Below are 18,604 nucleotides of genomic sequence, written 5' to 3' on the forward strand. Positions count from 1 at the left end.
TTCATGAACAGGTTTTCATATGCACAGACGTCAAGTGCTCAATCTGATTTTGGCCAGCGCCGCTTTTGCTTTGCCCTTCAGTGTGTCTGCTACGCAAATTCGTCAGGCACGACTTTGGCGATCTGAGGACAAAGTGCGGTTGGTGTTCGATTTGAGTGGGCCGGTCAGCTACAAGACCTTCACGCTCAGTGCGCCTGAACGACTAATCATTGATGTGAGTGGGGCAAGCTTGGGTGGAGATTTCAGCCAGTTGGCGCTCAACGACACAGTGATACGCGCGATCCGATCCGGGCCATTGGGTCAGGGTGATACGCGGATTGTTCTAGATCTGAGCAGCCCGGTATTACTGAACAGCTTTCTTTTGGCGCCGCAAGACGGACAAAGTCATCGCTTGGTATTGGATTTGGTCAGCGCAAACCCGATACAAATAGCTCCAAAGGTTCCACGTGAAACACCGCAGACCAGCGCTCATCCGAAGCGCGACATCATCGTAGTCGTCGATCCAGGGCATGGTGGAAAGGATCCCGGTGCGGTGGGTGCGAAAGGTGAGCGGGAAAAAGATGTGGTGCTTTCCATTGCTCAGCTACTCGCCAAGCGCCTGAAAAAGGAGAAGGGCTTTGACGTAAAGCTGGTACGCAATGACGACTTTTTCGTTCCATTGCGCAAGCGCGTGGCGATCGCCCGTCAGCACAAGGCCGACATTTTTATCTCGGTGCATGCCGATGCAGCGCCGCGTCTGACGGCTTCTGGCGCATCGGTGTATTGCCTTTCTGAGGGTGGCGCAACGTCGGCGACTGCGCGCTTCATGGCGCAGCGGGAGAACGGCGCCGACCTGCTCGGCGCAACGAGTCTGCTCAACTTGAAAGATAAGGATCCGATGCTCGCTGGGGTGATTCTCGACATGTCGATGAATGCAACGATTGCCGCCAGTTTGCAGCTTGGCAGTACGGTGCTGGGCAGCCTTGCCGACATTACGACTCTGCACCAGAAGCGCGTGGAACAGGCCGGATTCGCAGTACTGAAATCGCCGGACGTGCCTTCAATCCTGGTGGAAACCGGCTTTATTTCCAATGCGCGGGACAGCCAGCGATTGGTCACCGCTCGGCATCAGCAAGCCGTAGCAGACGGTTTGTTTAAAGGATTGCAGCGCTACTTTGAAAAGAATCCTCCCGTCGACAGTTACTTGGCCTGGCAGCAGGCGCAGCAAGAGGACCAGGTCTAACAGCCGGTGATCCGGCTGCAGGTGAATTTCGCGCTGCTACCGCCCGAACTGGAGAACCGGTTGATCGTCGTCCAGCCGACACGTCGTGTGTAACCCACCCAGGCTTCGCCGTCAGAGGCGACGCCAGTAAAGAACGTCAGCTGACCGAAACGGCTATTGGTTTGCGCCCAATAACGCCGGCCAGTTTTTTCAAACCCACGCAGATAAAGCGTGTCGCCGACGGTGTTGACGCTATAGGCGTTGCCGTCGGCATCGGCGCAGGCCAACAGATTTGCGCTGCGTGTACAGGTTGCAAGTGCCGGTAACTGAGCCGATGCATTGCCGATCATTAACAATCCAAGGCTCAACAACGAGTATTTCAGCGCAGTTTTCATTGCGAATTCCGGAGTGGTATCGGCTCAGCTTCCTGCGGTTTATCGCTCAAGACAAGAGAAGGGCTGGTTTATTCATATTGTTATACTATAACATAAAAGATAACCAAGCATGAGCAGGCCGATTTCAAGCGTTTACTTTGAGCGAAAACCTTCGCATGAAGCACAAAAACGCCAAGCGCCAGCAAAGCGCTAATCGGCTGCCATTTAAAGAGGATTATCCAATGTCAGCCGAATTGCCCGTTACCGTACTTTCAGGATTTCTTGGTGCCGGAAAAAGTACACTTTTGAATTACGTACTACGTAATCGCAAGGGTTTGCGTGTTGCTGTCATCGTCAATGATATGAGCGAGATCAATATTGATGGCAGCGAAGTCCAGCGTGATGTCAGCCTGAATCGTGCAGAAGAAAAAATAGTCGAAATGAGTAACGGCTGTATCTGCTGTACGTTACGCGAAGACCTGCTTGAAGAAGTCAGCAAGCTCGCCCGGGAAGGGCGCTTCGATTATTTGCTGATCGAATCCACCGGCATCTCCGAGCCGCTGCCGGTCGCAGAAACCTTCACTTTTCGCGATGAACACGGCCAAAGCCTCTCGGACATCGCCCGTCTCGACACCATGGTCACTGTAGTCGACGGTGTGAATTTCCTGCCGGACTACCAGGCGGCAGAAAGCCTAGCTTCGCGTGGCGAAATCCTCGGCGAAGAAGACGAACGCTCCATCACCGACCTGTTGATCGAGCAGATCGAGTTCGCCGACGTGCTGTTGATCAGCAAGATCGACCTGATCAGCCAGCACGAGCGCGAAGAGTTGATTGCCATCCTCAAACGCCTCAACGCCCAAGCTGAAATCATTCCAATGGTGATGGGCGAAGTGCCGTTGGAGAAGATCCTCAACACGGGTCGATTTGACTTCGACAAAGCCGCCCAGGCACCGGGCTGGCTGCAAGAGTTGCGCGGTGAGCACGTGCCAGAAACCGACGAGTACGGCATTGCCTCCACGGCTTACCGCGCACGCCGCCCGTTTCACCCGGAGCGCTTCTACCACTTCATCGACCGCCCGTGGCTGAACGGAAAATTGCTGCGCTCCAAAGGATTCTTCTGGCTGGCGAGCAAACCCACAGACGCTGGCAGCTGGTCGCAGGCCGGCGGGCTGATGCGTCATGGTTTCGCCGGGCGCTGGTGGCGTTTTGTGCCGAAAAACCAATGGCCACAGGATCAGGAAAGTACCGCCGCGATCATGGAAAACTGGACGCCGAGCGTAGGCGACTGTCGTCAGGAGCTGGTTTTCATCGGTCAGAACATCGATTTCCTACAGCTCTCCGACGAATTGGACGGCTGCCTGCTGACCGATGAAGAAATGGCCCTCGGCGTAGAAGGCTGGCGATTGCTGGCGGATCCGTTCGGCCCTTGGCATGAAGAGGCTGCCTGATGCTTGCACTCAAACTCATGCAAAACCGCACGCGTCATCAGCATCAAGGCCCGACGCCAGGGACGCTGACGCGAATTCTTGATGACGACACCAATCTCGCCGTCTGGCAGCGGCAACTGCCGTTGCACATCAGTGATTTCGCTCAGTTATTGCTGTCGCGCAACGAACCGTTGGCGGAATCGTTGTGTCTGGAGCTGGCGAGCGAGGACGCCGAGCCTGATCTCACCGGGCTGGCATCAGGCTTTCGTGATCTGGAAGGCTATGAAGGCTTTATCGCCGATCTGAAATGGCTGGTGAGCGCTTTCGCCTGTTTGCTGGGAGCCAAGCGCATTGGCCTGCGCCTGCGGGTACTCGATAGAGCCATGTGCCCGCGTTTCCACGTCGATCACGTGCCCGTACGGCTGATCACCACCTACGCCGGCGTCGGCAGCCAATGGCTCAAGGAAGGCGCGATGGATCGCAGTCAGCTGGGACAGGCCAACGCCGAACCCCAAGTGCAAATCCAGCAACTCACCAGTGGTGACGTCGGGCTGTTGAAAGGCGAGAAATGGCACGGCAATGAAGGCTTTGGCTTGATCCATCGCTCGCCGCAACCGGGCGCGGGCGAGCGTCGTCTGATACTGACCCTCGACTGGCTCGGCTGATGCCTCAAGGCTTGAGCCAAGAACCCTGGCTTTGGCCTTCGCAGTACGGCTTCAGATACGCGGCATCGGTGGCGATGCCGTAATAGTGGATGTCCTGGCGATAAGGCATATTGGCGACCTGCGCGTTGCTGCACACACCAAACGCACCGCTCGGGCATTGATCGACGTACTGTACTTCGACTTTCTGTCCGGCCAGCGTTGGCTGGCAGAAACCGTCATTGAACAGTTTTTCCGGAATGTTGCGGTTCTGCTGACAGACTTTGACGTCGAGCCGCTCACCCTGACTGTGCACCACGCAGGCCTGAGCCCACGCTTCACTCGACAGCAGCGTCAACAGCAACGACCATCCCATCCAACGCATCTTTGAATCTCCCAAAAAAGCTCCCGACCATGTTGCAGAACATTCCTACCCATGTCATTGCTGGCCCTTTGGGCGCCGGCAAGACCAGCCTGATTCGTCAACTGATGGCTCAGCGGCCGTCTGGCGAGCGCTGGGCGGTGCTGATCAACGAGTTCGGCCAGATCGGCCTCGATGCCGCATTGCTGACGAGTGACGCCGATGGTATCGCACTGGGCGAAGTGGCCGGTGGCTGCTTGTGCTGTGTCAATGGCGCGCCTTTTCAGATTGGTCTTGGGCGGCTGTTGCGCAAGGCGCGGCCGGATCGGCTATTCATCGAACCGTCCGGGCTGGGGCATCCAGCGCAGTTGCTCAAGCAATTGAATGAGGCACCGTGGTTGGGTGTACTGGCGGTGCAGCCGTGTGTGCTGGTGCTGGATGCTCAAGCGCTTGACGCGGGGAAAGCCTTGCCGGCAGCGCAACGGGAAGCCTTGGCAACCGCCGGCCTGCTGTTGTTGAACAAGGCTGAAAACCTTGATGACAGGGCCAGGGAAAACATCGCCAGCCAGTTGCCGGCAGTGCCGTTGGTCTGGACTCGAGAGGCGCAATTGAGCCTGAGCGAACTGCCGGGGCTGGCCGCAAAAGCGCTCAACGGTGTGGATAACCTGGCCGTGCCCAAGGCATCAGGACAAATGCCGGCCGTCTGGACTGATCCGACGCTGCCGATTTGCCTGAGTCAGGCGCAGGAGGGCGGTTGGAGCATTGGTTGGCGTTGGCATCCGGGACAGACGTTCGACAAGCGGCGCATCGCTGACTGGCTCGCACGCCTCAATTGGCAGCGGGCGAAACTGGTTATCCACAGCTCGGAGGGTTGGGTGTCTGCGAATGCTTTGGATAATGCCGAGTTGATTTGGCAGGTCAGTGAGTGGCGAAAGGATTCGCGGATTGAGCTGATCTTCGTCGATCCGCAAAACATTGATGAGCTGCAGCAGGGTTTGTCGGGGTGTCGGGAAAGTTAGATCAAAAGATCGCAGCCTTCGGCAGCTCCTACATGGGATTCCCTGTAGGAGCTGCCGAAGGCTGCGATCTTTTGATTTTTAAGGCTTCCACTTGGTGTGTTCCTGGCGCCACTGGCTCAACTCGATGACTTCGGCGCGCGGCTTGTGCACCTCAACCACCGGCGGCGTGTCGTCGAACGGTGCCGGGTAGGGCGCCAGTTCGATCTGCGCACTGTGCGCGCCAAACTGGGTGATGGTGCCGTTATGGCGGCTTTCGCCGGTTACGGTGAACTCAAAGTTGTACACCCGCGCCAGTCGGCGGCGACCGTTGGCGTCCTTGATGAAACCGATCTTCTTCAAGGCAACGTTGCCGTCGAGCAACTCGACCCGCACGTTCAGGCAATGCTGTTTGACCCGCTCCAGCGCGCGTTCGCGCAAGCCGTGGTTGTGCCATAGCCACGCGCCGGCAGCGGCGAACAGTATCAGCACGAAGATGTTTTCCAGGGTCAGCATCAACATCGAACTCCAAAAGATAGCGTCAGCTTAACTGCGTCGCCGGTCTGTCGTACAGGCTGCGTTTCGTCGCATACTGCGCGGCTTGAATTTCAATCGTTTTACGGAATGACCCGAATGAAACGTACGCCTCATCTGCTCGCCATTCAGTCCCACGTGGTGTTCGGCCACGCCGGCAACAGCGCCGCGGTTTTTCCGATGCAGCGGGTCGGGGTCAATGTCTGGCCGCTCAACACCGTGCAGTTTTCCAACCACACCCAGTACGGCCAATGGGCCGGCGAAGTGCTGGCGCCGCAGCAGATTCCCGAACTGGTCGAAGGCATCGCCGCGATTGGCGAGCTGGGTAACTGCGATGCGGTGCTGTCCGGATACCTTGGCAGCGCGGCGCAGGGCCGGGCGATTCTCAGCGGCGTCGAGCGCATCAAGTCGGTCAATCCAAAGGCGTTGTATCTGTGTGATCCGGTAATGGGTCATCCGGAGAAGGGTTGCAGCGTGCCGACCGAGGTCAGCGACTTCCTACTGGAAGAGGCGGCGGCCGTGGCGGACATCATGTGCCCGAACCAGTTGGAGCTGGACAGCTTTTCCGGGCGCAAGCCGCAGTCCTTGTTTGATTGCCTGGCGATGGCGCGCGCGTTGCTGGCGCGTGGGCCGAAAGCGGTGCTGGTCAAGCATCTGGATTATCCGGGCAAACCGGCCGATGGCTTCGAGATGTTGCTGGTGACGGCCGAAGGCAGCTGGCATCTGCGTCGTCCGCTGCTGGCGTTTCCGCGTCAGCCAGTGGGCGTGGGCGATCTGACGTCTGGCCTGTTCCTGGCGCGGGTGCTGCTGGGTGACAGTCTGGTGGCGGCGTTCGAATTCACCGCGGCGGCGGTGCATGAGGTGTTGCTGGAGACTCAGGCGTGCGCCAGTTATGAACTGCAACTGGTGCGGGCGCAGGATCGGATTGCACATCCGCGGGTGAAGTTCGAGGCTACTGCAATCAGCTTGTAATACCGCGTTGAATCCAATCGCGAGCAGGCTCACTCCTACAGGGAAACGCATTCCAATGTAGGAGTGAGCCTGCTTGCGATAGCGATTTCTTAACGCTACAAATCTCAGGCGTCGCCCTTGATCTCCTGATAGCGCTTCTCCAGCTCCTGGCGAATCTGCCGACGCTGCTGCGCCTGCATATAACGACGCTTGTCTTCACTGTTCTGCGGTTGCAGCGGCGGCACGGCGGCCGGCTTGCGCAGGTCATCCACCGCAACCATGGTGAAGAAGCAGCTGTTGGTGTGGCGCACCGAACGCTCGCGGATGTTCTCGGTGACGACTTTGATGCCGACTTCCATCGACGTGTTGCCGGTGTAGTTGACCGACGCGAGGAAGGTCACCAGTTCGCCGACATGAATCGGCTCGCGGAAAATCACCTGATCCACCGACAGCGTCACCACGTAGCGGCCGGCATAACGGCTCGCGCAGGCGTAGGCCACTTCGTCGAGGTATTTGAGCAGGGTGCCGCCGTGGACATTGCCAGAGAAGTTGGCCATGTCGGGGGTCATCAGTACCGTCATCGACAGCTGGGCGTTTCCGGGTTCCATAACGTTCTCACGGATCAAGGCTGGTTGCTGGAAGCACCTCTGCGGGTGCCTGGTCGCTTTTCAAAAGCACCGTTATCGGGACGCCGGGCGACTGGCCGCCGTCACGCCGGAATCGATCTGTTTCCATATATTGCACCGCCTTCCAGGCGGAAGTCGCGGTGTTACCCTGCAAAAGCCCGCCTCAAGGGCAATTCCCACACCAAAAGCGGATTTTTACCTAGCTCGCCCAGACTTTTCTGACGTCTGCCGGCGAGCCTCGTCATTCAAGGAGCCCACGCCATGCATGCCATCAGTTTTATTCAGGACCTGGCAGTGATCATGTTGGTCGCAGGTGTGGTGACCGTGTTGTTCCACCGTTTCAAACAACCGGTAGTGCTTGGCTACATCGTCGCCGGTTTCATCATCGGTCCGCATACGCCGCCGTTCGGCCTGATCCACGACGAAGAAACCATCAAGACCCTCGCCGAGCTCGGGGTGATTTTCCTGATGTTCTGCCTGGGACTGGAGTTCAGCCTGCGCAAGCTGTTCAAGGTCGGCGCCACGGCGTTTATTGCGGCGTTCCTCGAGATCGTCCTGATGATCTGGATCGGCTACGAAATCGGCCAATGGTTCGACTGGAACACCATGGACTCGCTGTTCCTCGGCGCGATTCTGGCGATCTCCTCGACCACCATCATCGTCAAGGCACTCAATGATCTGAAGATGAAGAACGAGCGCTTTGCGCAGTTGATCTTCGGCGTGCTGATCGTCGAAGACATCCTCGGCATCGGCATCATCGCGCTGCTATCCAGCATCGCTGTCAGCGGCACGGTCAGCTCCGGCGAAGTGTTTTCCACAGTCGGCAAGCTGTCGCTGTTCATGATCGTCGCGCTGGTCATCGGCATTTTGCTGGTGCCGCGTCTGCTGGCTTATGTGGCCAAATTCGAAAGCAACGAGATGCTCCTGATCACCGTGCTAGGCCTGTGTTTCGGCTTCTGTCTGCTGGTGGTCAAGCTTGAGTACAGCATGGTCCTCGGTGCCTTCCTGATCGGCGCGATCATGGCCGAGTCGCGGCAGTTGCTGAAAATCGAGCGGTTGATCGAGCCGGTCCGTGATCTGTTCAGTGCGATCTTTTTCGTTGCCATTGGCCTGATGCTCGACCCGATGATTCTTCTCGAATACGCGTGGCCGATTGCGGTGATCACCGTGGCCGTTGTCCTCGGCAAGATGTTGTCCTGTGGCCTCGGGGCGTTTATCGCCGGCAATGACGGACGCACCTCGCTGCGCGTGGGGATGGGGCTGTCACAGATTGGCGAATTTTCCTTCATCATTGCCGCGCTGGGGATGACCTTGCAGGTGACCAGCAACTTCCTTTATCCGGTCGCCGTGGCGGTGTCGGTGATTACCACGCTGCTGACGCCGTATCTGATCCGTGCGGCGGATCCGCTGTCGATCAAGTTGTCGGCGGCGGTGCCCAAGCCTCTTGGCCGAGTGCTGGGCATGTACGGCGAATGGTTGCGCAGCATTCAGCCGCAAGGTGAGGGTGCGATGCTGGCTTCGATTATCCGCAAGATCTTGCTGCAGGTCGGGGTCAATCTGGCACTGGTGATTGCGATCTTCTTTAGCGGGGCATTCTTTGCTGAACGTCTCTCGACCTGGCTGCAGGACTGGATTGCCGACCCGAGTTGGCAGAAGGCGTTGATCTGGGGTGGGGCGCTGCTGGTCTCGCTGCCGTTCTTGATCGCGGCCTATCGCAAGCTCAAGGCGCTGTCGATGCTGCTGGCGGAGATGGGCGTGAAGCCGGAGATGGCGGGGAGGCACACGCAGCGAGTGCGCCGGGTGATCTCCGAAGTGATCCCGATTCTCTCGCTGCTGGTGATTTTCCTGCTGTTGGCAGCCTTGTCGGCCAGTATCTTGCCGACCAACAAGTTGCTGGTGCTGATCGCCGTGGTCGCTGCCGCCGTGGCGGCGTTGCTCTGGCGCTGGTTCATCCGCGTGCACACGCGGATGCAGGTGGCGCTGCTGGAAACCCTCGACAACCACAAGGAGTCGTCGGGGCATTGACCTGGCGGGGCGGCTGGCTGATCAGCTTTCCAGCCAGACGTCCCGCGCCCAGTGCCATACCGATTCCCAGGTTTCTTCGGCAATCAGCTCTTCTTCGGCCTGCCACAGCACCACCGTGCCATCTTCTTCGACGCAGTAGTAGTCATCGCCGTCCTGACAGATCGGGATCAGGCTGCGATCAACACCGACATCCCAGGCGTTGGCGGCAACATCCGGCAAGTAGGTGTGGGATTGCGGGTCGGTGACGGTCACCGGTTCGAGGCTGCCATACACCACATCGCTGACGGTCAGCAAAAACTCTCTGAAGACAAACGGAATGTCGATGAACAATTGTTCTTCGATTTCGACCAGCAGATCTTCGTCAGGCAACTCCAAAGGAACCGGCACGGGTTCGTTGGCTTCACGCAGTTGTTCGATGATTTCTTCCACGTCCGGGATCCTCTTGCTTGAATGGCGCGGTTTATATGGGCCGGTTTATACAGTAGCTCGCTATAGATGCAACCGCGAAATAGAAAACCCCAGCCGAGGCTGGGGTTTTTATTACCGCAAGTTAAGCGTAGTGAGGGATCAGCCGTTCTGGCGGATACCTGCAACCAGCCAAGGCTGGTTGTCGCCCTGCGGACGTTCCATGTTCCAGCTTTCGCTGAACACTTCGCCCTGGTCGAAGCGCGAGGACTTCGACACACCGCTGAAGGTCAGGGTGGCGATGGTCTTGTCGGCACGATCATCCACGCCATCCAGTTGTACCTGGAGGTTGTCGATGTAGGTCGACTGGAACGCGTCGCCCAGATCCGCACGCTCACGCTTGAGGAACTCGAGCATTTGCGGGGTCACGAACTCGGCGATCTTGTCCATTTCGTTGGCATCCCAGTGCTGCTGCAGCGACTGGAAGTGGCTGCGTGCAGCTTCAAGGAAGTTCTGCTCATTGAACCAGGCCGGCGCGTTGATCACCGGACGGGCGGCAGCAGGTGCAGCCGAGCCGCCGAAGATCGAACCCATGGCAGCAGGCTTCTGCTCGAACGCTTCACGCTGCATCGGCGCGCCGGCCGGAGCGAACTGCTCCTGCTGCTTGCGTCGACGCGCGGCGATGAAGCGGAAGATCACGAACGCGATCACGGCCATGATCAGGATGTCGAAGATCTGCATGCCCTGGAAGCCGCCGCCCATGAACATGGATGCGAGCAGGCCACCGGCGGCGATACCGGCCAGAGGGCCGAGCCATTTCGAAGCACCGCCGGCCTTGGCAGCAGCGCCTGCGGCACCGGCAGCACCTGCGGTCGCAGCAGCGCCGCCGACACCTGGAGAAGAAGGAGCCATCTGGCTGGTCTGGTGCGTCGGCGCAGCGCCGGCGCTTTTGCCACCACCAAAGCGCTTGGCGTTGGCGTCGAGGCTCATCGTCAGGCCGATGCACAACGCCATGGCGATGCTAAGAAAACGTTTCATAAAGGGTATTCCCGTTTGTGGAGACACGCGCGCCATGTTGCACAGCTGAAGTGTTACTGGCTAGCGAGAGAGTGTTTCGGGCTTTTGCCTGACAGGTCGCGTTCAGCTTCGCGAGGCAATCAGCCTATGTACTTTTGTCTGTAGGAAAAGGAGATAGGTTCAGCGGGATTATTGGCTCAGAACACCGAACCCTGTGGGAGCGAGCCTGCTCGCGAAGGCCGCACCGCGGTCTATCAGATCAACCGCGGTGATTTCATTCGCGAGCAGGCTCGCTCCCACATAAAAGCAAAATCGGCGTCAGATCGCTTCCAGCTTGGCGTAACCGAGCATCAGCCACTTGCTGCCTTCGCTGAAGTTCACCTGCACTCGCGCCTGTGCGCCAGCACCCTCAAAGTTGAGGATCACACCGTCGCCAAAGACCGAATGGCGCACCGCCTGACCGAGGCTGAACCCCGTTTCCGGAATTTCGCTGCCGCTGAACAGGTTGCTGCCGCTCATCGACTGATTGCCGCCGAACGGTCGGCTGACGCTGTTCGACAGACGCACTTCCTGGATCAGACCTTTCGGCACTTCACGTACGAAGCGCGAGACCTTGTTGTAGGTCTCGCTGCCGTAGAGGCGTCGGGTTTCAGCGTAGGTCATCACCAGATTCTGCATCGCCCGGGTAATGCCCACGTAAGCCAGGCGCCGTTCTTCTTCAAGACGACCCGGTTCTTCCAGGCTCATCTTGTGCGGGAACAGGCCTTCTTCCATGCCCACGAGGAACACGTAAGGGAATTCCAGGCCTTTGGCGCTGTGCAGGGTCATCAGCTGAATGCTGTCTTCATGCTCGTCAGCCTGAGTGTCGCCGGCCTCCAGCGAAGCGTGGCCGAGGAACGCCGCCAACGGCGTCAGCTCTTCGTCCTCTTCGGTGTTCTCGAAGTTGCGTGCGGCGCTGACCAGTTCCTCAAGGTTTTCTACCCGGGCCTGGCCTTTCTCGCCTTTTTCCGCTTCGTGATAAGCGATCAGGCCGGACTGCTCTATGACGGTTTGCGTCATCAGGTGCAACGGCATTTCCATGCACTTGGCGGCGAGGTTCTCGATCAGCTCGATAAACGCACCAAGGGCACCCGCCGCGCGACCGGTCAGGCCTTTGTTGGCGACCAGTTGACGCATCGCTTCCCACATCGATACATCGCTGTGACGCGCGTGATCGCGGATGGCTTCGACGGTTTTCTCGCCGATGCCACGGGCCGGCACGTTGATCACCCGTTCCAGCGCCGCATCGTTGCCGCGACCTTCGAGCAAACGCAGGTAGGCCATGGCGTTCTTGATTTCCGCACGTTCGAAGAAGCGCTGACCACCATAGATGCGGTACGGAATGCGTTCACGCAGTAACGCTTCTTCCAGAACGCGTGATTGGGCGTTGGAGCGATACAGAATCGCGATATCGCTACGGGCCAAGCCGGTTTTCAGCGCGCTTTCGATGGTTTCGACAACGTAGCGAGCTTCGTCGTGTTCGTTGAACGCGGCGTACAGATTGATCGCTTCGCCGTCGCCGCCATCGGTCCACAGCTCTTTGCCCAGACGCCCGGTGTTGTTGGCGATCAAGGCGTTGGCGGCCTTGAGGATGCCGGCGGTGGAGCGGTAGTTCTGCTCCAGACGAATGGTCACCGAATCCGCGAAGTCGGAGGAGTATTGATGAATGTTTTCGATCTTCGCGCCGCGCCAGCCGTAAATCGACTGGTCGTCGTCGCCGACCACCATCAGGCTGTCGCCGCCCTTGCCGAGCAGGCGCAACCAGGCGTACTGCACGGCGTTGGTGTCCTGGAACTCGTCCACCAGAATATGCCGGAAGCGCTTCTGGTAGTGCGCCAACAGGCCCGGATGATCGCGCCACAGATCGAGGGCGCGCAGCAGCAGTTCGGAGAAGTCGATGACGCCGGCACGCTGGCACGCCGCCTCGTAGGCTTCGTAAATGCCGCGCATGGTCGCCAGATACAAGTCGCCGCTGGCCTGAATGTGTTGCGGGCGCAGACCTTCGTCTTTCTGGCCGTTGATGAACCACTGCGCCTGACGGGCCGGCCAGCGCTGCTCGTCGAGACCGAGCTCGCGGATCACCCGCTTGACCAGCCGTTGCTGGTCGTCGCTGTCGAGAATCTGGAATGTCTGGCTCAGGCCGGCTTCCTGCCAGTGCGCCCGCAGCAAGCGGTGCGCCAGGCCGTGGAAGGTGCCGACCCACATGCCGGCCGGGTTGATCCCCAGCAACTGCTCGATGCGATGACGCATCTCCGCAGCGGCCTTGTTGGTGAAGGTCACCGACAGGATGGAGTGGGGCGAGGCGTTTTCGACCTGGATCAACCAGGCGATACGGTGCACCAGCACTCGGGTTTTACCGGAGCCAGCACCGGCCAGAACCAACTGACGGCCAACGGGGGCTGCTACGGCCTGGCGTTGGGCATCGTTGAGGGAGTTCAGCAGAAGGGAGAGATCATCGCGCATCGGGGCATTCTAGGGTGCGCCGCAGGCCCGGGCAAACCGAGCTTTGCATTAGCCGATGAAAGTGCTGCGAATGACGACCGGTCGGTCACCCCCTGCAAGCGTCAGCCTGCCTCGCTCTGCGGGTTTCGTTGGCTTCGCGGGGGCGAAAAGTTTCGCTGAAAATATGACCTGGAGCAGTTTGGCAACGGGATCGGCTTGTGTATGCTCCGTCCACGCTTCGGGCGCACGCCCTCCTTATAAGAACAAGAACGTTGCCCATGACCCTCAGCGCCGAACCGTCGGGCCCCTCTGTGGAACCCCGGGTTATCCGCAAGCACTATGCCGTCGAAATGGCGGTGGAGCGCACGCGTCTGCTGTATCAGGGCTCGTTGTTGCCCACGTTATTCATGTTGATCAATGGTCTGGTCTGCGCCGCTTTGCTCTGGAGCCCGCAGCGTTATTTCGTGGTCAGCGTCTGGCTGGTGTGGTTGTTGTCGCTGGTGGCGTTGCGGGTGATTCAGGTTGCCGCGTTCGATTCGGCGATCCCTGACCGTCAGGCGCAACCGATCTGGCGGCGGATGTTTCTGCTCGGCTCGACCATGACCGGCCTGACTCTGGCCGGCGCCGGCATCGCCCTGGTGCCCGCCGACAACTTCATGCAACAAGCCTGGGTATTCGGCCTGATCGGCGCCGCAACCCTGTCGGCCAGCGTCGCCTATGCGGTGAGCCTGCCGGCGTTTCTGTCGTTTACCTTGCCCTGTCTATTGCCGGCGATCGGTTATCTGTTCTGGGGCGGCGATGAGCAGGCGCGCGGCTGGGGCTGGCTCGGGTTGATCTTGCTCGGCTCCCTGAGCGTGGTGGCGTGGCAGGTCAATCGGCTGATTGATCGCGGTTTACTGCGGCGCTTCCAGAATCAGCACTTGATCGAACACCTGCAGCAGACGCAGTCGCGCAGCGAACAGCTCAATCAGGAACTGGCCAAGGAAATCGATCATCGCCGCTGCGCCGAGGGCAAGCTGCGCGAAGCCCAGGTCGAACTCGAAGACCGCGTTGCCCAGCGCAGCCGAGAACTGGACGCCGCCAATCAGGCCCTGAGCAAAAGCGAGGCGCGGCTGGCGCTGGCGTTGAAGGCCAGTGAGTTGGGCCTGTGGGACTGGAACCTGCAAACTGACGAAGTCCACCACACGCAGATTCAGGAACTGTTCGGCCTCGCTCCGGAATACGTCACGGCGCTCCTGCGCGACCTCAAACCACGCCTGCATCCAGACGATGTGCCGACGCTGAAATACGCGCTGATCGAGCATTTGAAGGGGCGCACCGAGGACTACCAGATCGAATACCGCGTGCGTCACAGCGATGGCCATTGGGTGTGGATCGAAGACCGTGGCCGCGCGGTCGAGCGCAGCGACAGCGGGCGAGTCATCCGCATGGTCGGCACCCGCCGCGACATCAGCACCAGTAAAAGCCTTGAAGAGCAGCAACGGCTGGCGGCGACGGTGTTCGAAGCGGCCAGTGAAGGCATCGTGATTCTCGATCCGAACTACGCGCTGATCGCCATCAATCAGGCGTTCAGCCGGGTCACCGGTTACGACATCGAGGACATGCTCGGGCGCAACGTCGTCGAGCTGCCATGCAGCCGCGACGCCCGCCGTCATTACGTGGCGATCCGTCATGCACTCGAGCAGCATGGCAGTTGGCAGGGCGAACTGGTGGAGACGCGCAAGAACGGCGAGTTGTACCCGCAGTGGCTGCAACTGAATGCGGTGCGCGATGGTCGGGGAAATGTCAGTCATATCGTCGGCTTCTTCGCCGATCTTTCAGCGCGACGCGAATCCGAAGAGCGCATGCGTTACCTGACCCATTACGACGAACTGACCGGGTTGGCCAACCGCTCGCTGTTCCGCGAGCGACTGCACGAAGCGCATCAACGTTCGCGTCAGGGCCGACGCAGTCTGGCGTTGCTGCACATCAATCTGGATCGCTTCAAATTGCTCAACGACAGTTTGGGCCATGAGATTGCTGACCAGTTGCTGCAGAAAATGGCACGCCGGCTGGTCAACGCCTTGCCGGAAGCCGACACCATTGCCCGTTTGTCCGGCGATGAGTTTGCGGTGCTGTTCGATGCCTACGGCAACCTGTCGAGTCTGGCCCGGGTGGCCACGCGGTTGTCGGCCAAGTTGCGCTTGCCGCTGACCGTGGAAGGTCATGAACTGGTGGTCAGCGCGTCGATGGGCATCAGCATGCTGCCGGACAATGCCCGGGAGATTTCTGCGCTGGTCAGCCAGTCGAACATGGCCATGCAACACGCCAAGCACTTGGGCGGCAACAACTTCCAGTTCTACACCGACAGCCTGCAGGCCAGCACCCTTGAGCGCTTGCAGCTGGAAAACCAGTTGCGCAAGGCTATTGAAGACAAGCAACTGAAAGTGTTCTATCAGCCCAAACTGTGTCTGGAAACAGGGCGCTTGAATGCGGCGGAAGCGCTGGTGCGCTGGGATCATCCGACCATGGGGCGGGTGCCGCCGGGGGATTTCATCGGGCTGGCCGAGGAAACAGGTCTGATCGGCCCGATCGGCGAATTCGTCCTGCGTCAGGCGTGTTGGCAGGCCTGCGAGTGGCAGCGTCAGGGCCTTGCGCCGATCCGTGTTTCGGTGAACCTGTCGGTGCATCAATTGCGTCAGGGCAAGTTGGTCAGTCTGGTGCGCCAGGTGCTGGAGGAAACCGGGCTGGCGCCGCACTTCCTCGAACTGGAACTGACCGAAAGCCAGTTGCTCGACAGCGTCGAACACATCATCGCGACCTTCCAGCAGTTGCGCGATCTGGGGGTGAAGCTGGCCATCGATGACTTCGGCACCGGCTATTCGTCGCTGAGTTACCTCAAGCGCATTCCTGTGGATTACGTGAAGATCGATCAGGCGTTCATTCGCGGGTTGGGTGAGGGCAGTGAAGATGCGGCGATTACTCGCGCGATCATTGCCATGGCTCACGGGCTGTCGCTGAAAGTAGTGGCTGAGGGCGTCGAGCGACAGGATCAGTTGGAGTTTTTAAGCGCCGAGCGTTGCGATGAGGTGCAGGGCTATCTGATCAGCCGGCCCGTGGAAGCTGCCAGTCTGGCCGGGCTTTTGCGCGATCAGGACAAACCGCTTTAAGGGCTACATGCACCCCATCGCGCCTGATATGGGGACATCGAGTTACGCATTGAGCAGGCAAAAAGCCAATTCATGTAGTATAACTACAAGCGTGCTACATCCTTGCCCATAAGAAGAGTCCAGCCCCTTGAATCTGCTGCAACACATCGCCCAGTCACGTCACCTGTTACGCAAGTCGGAGCTCAAGGTCGCCGACCACGTGCTGCTTGACCCGGCGGCGGTGATGCACAGTTCCATGGCCGACCTGGCCCACAGCGTCGGCATCAGCGAGCCGACCATCGTGCGCTTCTGTCGCGCCATCGGTTGCTCCGGTTTTCAGGATCTCAAACTCAAACTGGCGCAAAGCCTGGCCGCCGGTGCCAGCTTCGGCCAGTTCGCGATCCATGAAGACGACTCGGTTGCCGATTACAGCCTGAAGATTTTCGACACCACGTTGCACACCCTGATGGAGGTTCGCGAGAAGCTCGACCCGATCGAGTTGCAGCGTGCGGTGACGTTGATGTCGCAGGCGCAGCGCGTCGAGTTCTACGGTTTCGGTGCCTCGGGCGCGGTGGCGGCTGATGCCCAGCACAAGTTCTTCCGTTTGCTGCTGACCGCAGCGGCGTATTCCGATCCGCACATGCAGGCGATGTCGGCGGTGACGTTGAAACCGACCGATGTGGCGATTTGTATTTCGCAGTCGGGGCGGTCCAAGGATCTGCTGATCACCGCCAATCTGGTGCGTGAGAGCGGCGCTTCACTGATTACCCTGTGCCCGAGCCAGACACCGTTGGCCGAATTGTCGACGGTCAATCTGGCGATCGATGTGCATGAGGATACGGAAATCTACACGCCGCTGACTTCGCGCATTGCGCACCTGGTGGTGATCGATGTGCTGGCGATGGGCGTGGCCATGGCGCGCGGGCCGAGCCTGGTCAACCACCTCAAGAGCGTGAAGCGCAGTCTGCGCAGCTTGCGTCTGTCGCCAAAAGCCGCCAAAGCGCTGGATGACTGAAGCCATCCAAGGTCGTTCCGACCTTAATCGCGAGCAGGCTCGCTCCCAAAGGGGATCTCCGGGTACACAAATTCTGTGTCATACCGATATCAAATGTGGGAGCGAGCCTGCTCGCGAAGGCGTCCTCAGAAACACCACAACCCTGCGCAAGTTTCATCGCACTGTCATCCACACGCAGCCAAACCGTCATCCCCGCCGCCTATCGTGAAACTCCCGTCATCGCCTTGGGAGACTCGAAATGGCTCAGCCCTACGAAGAACGCAACAGCGCCGCGAAAACCCGTCGTCAGCAGGAAGATCAGCGCCGCATGGAATTTCGCCGCGCCATCGAAGATCGCTTCGAACTCCGTCAGCTTCAAGCCGAAATCGGCGACTTTCCCGAGATCACTCACTGGCAGGCGGCACCCGCAGCTTCCCGTCGAAGCGCTCAACCAGCGCGCTGATCTGCACACGTTCGCTGCGGATAAACGCCAGGAAGGCGTGCGCCACCGGTGACAAGCGTTTGGCTTTCGCTTGCACCAGGCACCAGCTACGGAAAAGCGGCAATTCCTCGACCGGCAACTCGACGAGGCCGCCGGTCGCCAGCTCCAGGTTCAGGGCGTGGCGCGTCAACAGCGCCAGGCCCAGACCCGCTTGCACACATTCTCGTTGCGCTTCGGCCGACGCTACTTCCTGGGTCTGGGTGAAGTGCACGCGTTTCTCTTTGAAATATTCCTCGCACGCCAACCGCGTCCCTGAACCGGGTTCGCGAATCAGCAGCGTGTAAGGCTCAAGATCTTGCAGACGCAGTGGCCCCATGTGCGCCAGCGGGTGATCCGGGCGCGCCACGGCGACAATCGGATTGTTCAGGAACGGCAGGAATTCCAGGCCCATGTCCTGCGGCACCATCGACATGATCACCAGATCGTCGCGGTTGTCCGAAAGCCGGCGAATCACCTGGCCACGGTTGACCACGGTCAGTTGCAGATTCACTTCCGGGTGCTGGCGCTTGAATGCGGCGAACAGGTGCGGCACGAAATACTTGGCGCTGGATTCCACCGCCAGTTTCAGCTGACCTTGCAGCGAGCCCTGCATGTCCGACAGCTGCATATCGAGATTTTCCAGGCGCCCGAAGATGTCCCGACTGGCACGCTGCAAGGCTTCAGCGGCCTCGGTCATGTAGAGTTTTTTGCCGACATAATCGAATAATGGCTGCCCGATCAGCTCTTCGAGCTGACGAATCTGTAGGCTGACGGCCGGTTGTGTGAGCGACATTTCCTCGGCTGCGCGGCTGTAAGAGCGTAAATCACACACTTCGTTGAAGATCTGAAGCTGGCGTAATGTCATACGCATCAAGGACTTACGCATTTTTATAGGCTCTGGCGGCTGGCGGATGTTTCAACTATAAGTCTTTACTTATGCCTGACCCAATTTTTATTCATTTT

Annotated in this window: 17 protein-coding genes; 9 read left to right on the plus strand and 8 right to left on the minus strand. The window is 59.2% G+C overall.

The window, feature by feature from the left end:
• The first annotated feature begins 19 nt into the window (after nucleotides 1-19).
• Nucleotides 20-1,222 carry an N-acetylmuramoyl-L-alanine amidase gene (locus tag ACOYXJ_RS09670; RefSeq protein WP_460369190.1) on the plus strand — a complete coding sequence of 401 codons (1,203 nt, stop codon included), beginning with the start codon at nucleotides 20-22 and terminating at the stop codon, nucleotides 1,220-1,222.
• Here ACOYXJ_RS09670 and ACOYXJ_RS09675 read toward each other — a convergent pair.
• Nucleotides 1,219-1,596, minus strand: coding sequence for a glutamine synthetase (locus ACOYXJ_RS09675; RefSeq protein ID WP_460369192.1), 378 nt, complete (start codon nucleotides 1,594-1,596; stop codon nucleotides 1,219-1,221). The genes ACOYXJ_RS09670 and ACOYXJ_RS09675 overlap by 4 nt on opposite strands.
• Nucleotides 1,597-1,817: 221 nt before the next feature.
• Between ACOYXJ_RS09675 and zigA the strand changes: the two genes are divergently transcribed.
• Together zigA and ACOYXJ_RS09685 are read left to right on the plus strand one after the other, a co-directional pair.
• A complete protein-coding gene (zigA, locus tag ACOYXJ_RS09680; RefSeq protein ID WP_095119733.1) occupies nucleotides 1,818-3,023 on the plus strand; it encodes a zinc metallochaperone GTPase ZigA in 1,206 nt (401 codons plus the stop codon).
• Nucleotides 3,023-3,667, plus strand: a complete 645-nt coding sequence (locus ACOYXJ_RS09685; RefSeq protein WP_460369194.1) for a DUF1826 domain-containing protein — start codon at nucleotides 3,023-3,025, stop codon at nucleotides 3,665-3,667. The genes zigA and ACOYXJ_RS09685 overlap by 1 nt, the downstream gene beginning before the upstream one ends.
• Before the next feature lie 4 nt (nucleotides 3,668-3,671).
• Here the strand turns inward: ACOYXJ_RS09685 and ACOYXJ_RS09690 are convergent, their stop codons facing one another.
• Nucleotides 3,672-4,028, minus strand: a complete 357-nt coding sequence (locus tag ACOYXJ_RS09690; RefSeq protein ID WP_223026547.1) for an NADH:ubiquinone oxidoreductase — start codon at nucleotides 4,026-4,028, stop codon at nucleotides 3,672-3,674.
• A 29-nt stretch (nucleotides 4,029-4,057) separates the two neighbouring features.
• On the opposite strand from ACOYXJ_RS09690, the gene ACOYXJ_RS09695 reads away from it, so the two are divergent.
• Complete coding sequence (locus ACOYXJ_RS09695) at nucleotides 4,058-5,023, plus strand: CobW family GTP-binding protein (protein WP_460369196.1); 966 nt, start codon at nucleotides 4,058-4,060, stop codon at nucleotides 5,021-5,023.
• A gap of 78 nt (nucleotides 5,024-5,101) precedes the next feature.
• Here the strand turns inward: ACOYXJ_RS09695 and ACOYXJ_RS09700 are convergent, their stop codons facing one another.
• Nucleotides 5,102-5,515, minus strand: a complete 414-nt coding sequence (locus ACOYXJ_RS09700; RefSeq protein ID WP_007912059.1) for a DUF3301 domain-containing protein — start codon at nucleotides 5,513-5,515, stop codon at nucleotides 5,102-5,104.
• A gap of 117 nt (nucleotides 5,516-5,632) precedes the next feature.
• Here ACOYXJ_RS09700 and pdxY point away from each other — a divergent pair, with 117 nt between their 5' ends.
• Nucleotides 5,633-6,505 carry a pyridoxal kinase PdxY gene (pdxY, locus tag ACOYXJ_RS09705; protein WP_007912061.1) on the plus strand — a complete coding sequence of 291 codons (873 nt, stop codon included), beginning with the start codon at nucleotides 5,633-5,635 and terminating at the stop codon, nucleotides 6,503-6,505.
• Between the two features lie 104 nt (nucleotides 6,506-6,609).
• Here pdxY and ACOYXJ_RS09710 read toward each other — a convergent pair whose 3' ends face one another.
• Entirely contained in the window at nucleotides 6,610-7,092 is a 483-nt protein-coding gene (locus tag ACOYXJ_RS09710; protein WP_460369198.1) for an acyl-CoA thioesterase, read from the minus strand.
• 279 nt (nucleotides 7,093-7,371) lie between these two features.
• Here ACOYXJ_RS09710 and ACOYXJ_RS09715 point away from each other — a divergent pair, with 279 nt between their 5' ends.
• Nucleotides 7,372-9,135 (plus strand): cation:proton antiporter, encoded by a 1,764-nt coding sequence (locus ACOYXJ_RS09715; protein WP_102902487.1) that lies wholly within the window; start codon nucleotides 7,372-7,374, stop codon nucleotides 9,133-9,135.
• 21 nt (nucleotides 9,136-9,156) lie between these two features.
• Here ACOYXJ_RS09715 and ACOYXJ_RS09720 read toward each other — a convergent pair whose 3' ends face one another.
• The 3 genes from ACOYXJ_RS09720 to uvrD form a co-directional block, all read right to left on the minus strand.
• Nucleotides 9,157-9,564: an SMI1/KNR4 family protein gene (locus tag ACOYXJ_RS09720; protein WP_329516754.1), complete on the minus strand. Its 408-nt coding sequence runs from the start codon at nucleotides 9,562-9,564 to the stop codon at nucleotides 9,157-9,159.
• A 138-nt stretch (nucleotides 9,565-9,702) separates the two neighbouring features.
• The gene (locus ACOYXJ_RS09725; protein WP_095119739.1) at nucleotides 9,703-10,578 is read right to left on the minus strand and encodes a Tim44 domain-containing protein; all 876 of its coding nucleotides are present in this window, start codon (nucleotides 10,576-10,578) and stop codon (nucleotides 9,703-9,705) included.
• A gap of 297 nt (nucleotides 10,579-10,875) precedes the next feature.
• Nucleotides 10,876-13,059, minus strand: a complete 2,184-nt coding sequence (gene uvrD, locus ACOYXJ_RS09730) for a DNA helicase II (protein WP_016984013.1) — start codon at nucleotides 13,057-13,059, stop codon at nucleotides 10,876-10,878.
• Between the two features lie 257 nt (nucleotides 13,060-13,316).
• Here uvrD and ACOYXJ_RS09735 point away from each other — a divergent pair, with 257 nt between their 5' ends.
• The 3 genes from ACOYXJ_RS09735 (at nucleotide 13,317) to ACOYXJ_RS09745 (ending at nucleotide 17,623) form a co-directional block, all read left to right on the plus strand.
• Nucleotides 13,317-16,187: a putative bifunctional diguanylate cyclase/phosphodiesterase gene (locus ACOYXJ_RS09735; RefSeq protein ID WP_460369201.1), complete on the plus strand. Its 2,871-nt coding sequence runs from the start codon at nucleotides 13,317-13,319 to the stop codon at nucleotides 16,185-16,187.
• Nucleotides 16,188-16,314: 127 nt separating this feature from the next.
• On the plus strand, nucleotides 16,315-17,181 hold the full coding sequence (gene hexR, locus ACOYXJ_RS09740) for a transcriptional regulator HexR (RefSeq protein ID WP_008078846.1): 867 nt from the start codon (nucleotides 16,315-16,317) through the stop codon (nucleotides 17,179-17,181).
• A 238-nt stretch (nucleotides 17,182-17,419) separates the two neighbouring features.
• A complete protein-coding gene (locus ACOYXJ_RS09745; RefSeq protein WP_008078845.1) occupies nucleotides 17,420-17,623 on the plus strand; it encodes a PA3496 family putative envelope integrity protein in 204 nt (67 codons plus the stop codon).
• On the opposite strand, the gene ACOYXJ_RS09750 is transcribed toward ACOYXJ_RS09745, so the two are convergent.
• The gene (locus tag ACOYXJ_RS09750; protein WP_095119741.1) at nucleotides 17,565-18,527 is read right to left on the minus strand and encodes a LysR family transcriptional regulator; all 963 of its coding nucleotides are present in this window, start codon (nucleotides 18,525-18,527) and stop codon (nucleotides 17,565-17,567) included. The two genes, ACOYXJ_RS09745 and ACOYXJ_RS09750, sit on opposite strands and share 59 nt — an antisense overlap.
• Nucleotides 18,528-18,604 lie beyond the last annotated feature (77 nt).

The organism is Pseudomonas sp. Tul2A7 (assembly GCF_054790505.1).

Coding starts and splice junctions, on each gene's coding strand:
- ACOYXJ_RS09685 (WP_460369194.1), top strand. CDS start 3,023: ATGCTTGCACTCAAACTCATGCAAAACCGCACGCGTCATCAGCATCAA.
- ACOYXJ_RS09710 (WP_460369198.1), bottom strand. CDS start 7,092: ATGGAACCCGGAAACGCCCAGCTGTCGATGACGGTACTGATGACCCCC.
- ACOYXJ_RS09750 (WP_095119741.1), bottom strand. CDS start 18,527: ATGCGTAAGTCCTTGATGCGTATGACATTACGCCAGCTTCAGATCTTC.
- ACOYXJ_RS09695 (WP_460369196.1), top strand. CDS start 4,058: ATGTTGCAGAACATTCCTACCCATGTCATTGCTGGCCCTTTGGGCGCC.
- ACOYXJ_RS09745 (WP_008078845.1), top strand. CDS start 17,420: ATGGCTCAGCCCTACGAAGAACGCAACAGCGCCGCGAAAACCCGTCGT.
- ACOYXJ_RS09735 (WP_460369201.1), top strand. CDS start 13,317: ATGACCCTCAGCGCCGAACCGTCGGGCCCCTCTGTGGAACCCCGGGTT.
- ACOYXJ_RS09725 (WP_095119739.1), bottom strand. CDS start 10,578: ATGAAACGTTTTCTTAGCATCGCCATGGCGTTGTGCATCGGCCTGACG.
- zigA (WP_095119733.1), top strand. CDS start 1,818: ATGTCAGCCGAATTGCCCGTTACCGTACTTTCAGGATTTCTTGGTGCC.
- uvrD (WP_016984013.1), bottom strand. CDS start 13,059: ATGCGCGATGATCTCTCCCTTCTGCTGAACTCCCTCAACGATGCCCAA.
- ACOYXJ_RS09700 (WP_007912059.1), bottom strand. CDS start 5,515: ATGCTGACCCTGGAAAACATCTTCGTGCTGATACTGTTCGCCGCTGCC.
- pdxY (WP_007912061.1), top strand. CDS start 5,633: ATGAAACGTACGCCTCATCTGCTCGCCATTCAGTCCCACGTGGTGTTC.
- ACOYXJ_RS09675 (WP_460369192.1), bottom strand. CDS start 1,596: ATGAAAACTGCGCTGAAATACTCGTTGTTGAGCCTTGGATTGTTAATG.
- ACOYXJ_RS09715 (WP_102902487.1), top strand. CDS start 7,372: ATGCATGCCATCAGTTTTATTCAGGACCTGGCAGTGATCATGTTGGTC.
- ACOYXJ_RS09670 (WP_460369190.1), top strand. CDS start 20: ATGCACAGACGTCAAGTGCTCAATCTGATTTTGGCCAGCGCCGCTTTT.
- ACOYXJ_RS09690 (WP_223026547.1), bottom strand. CDS start 4,028: ATGCGTTGGATGGGATGGTCGTTGCTGTTGACGCTGCTGTCGAGTGAA.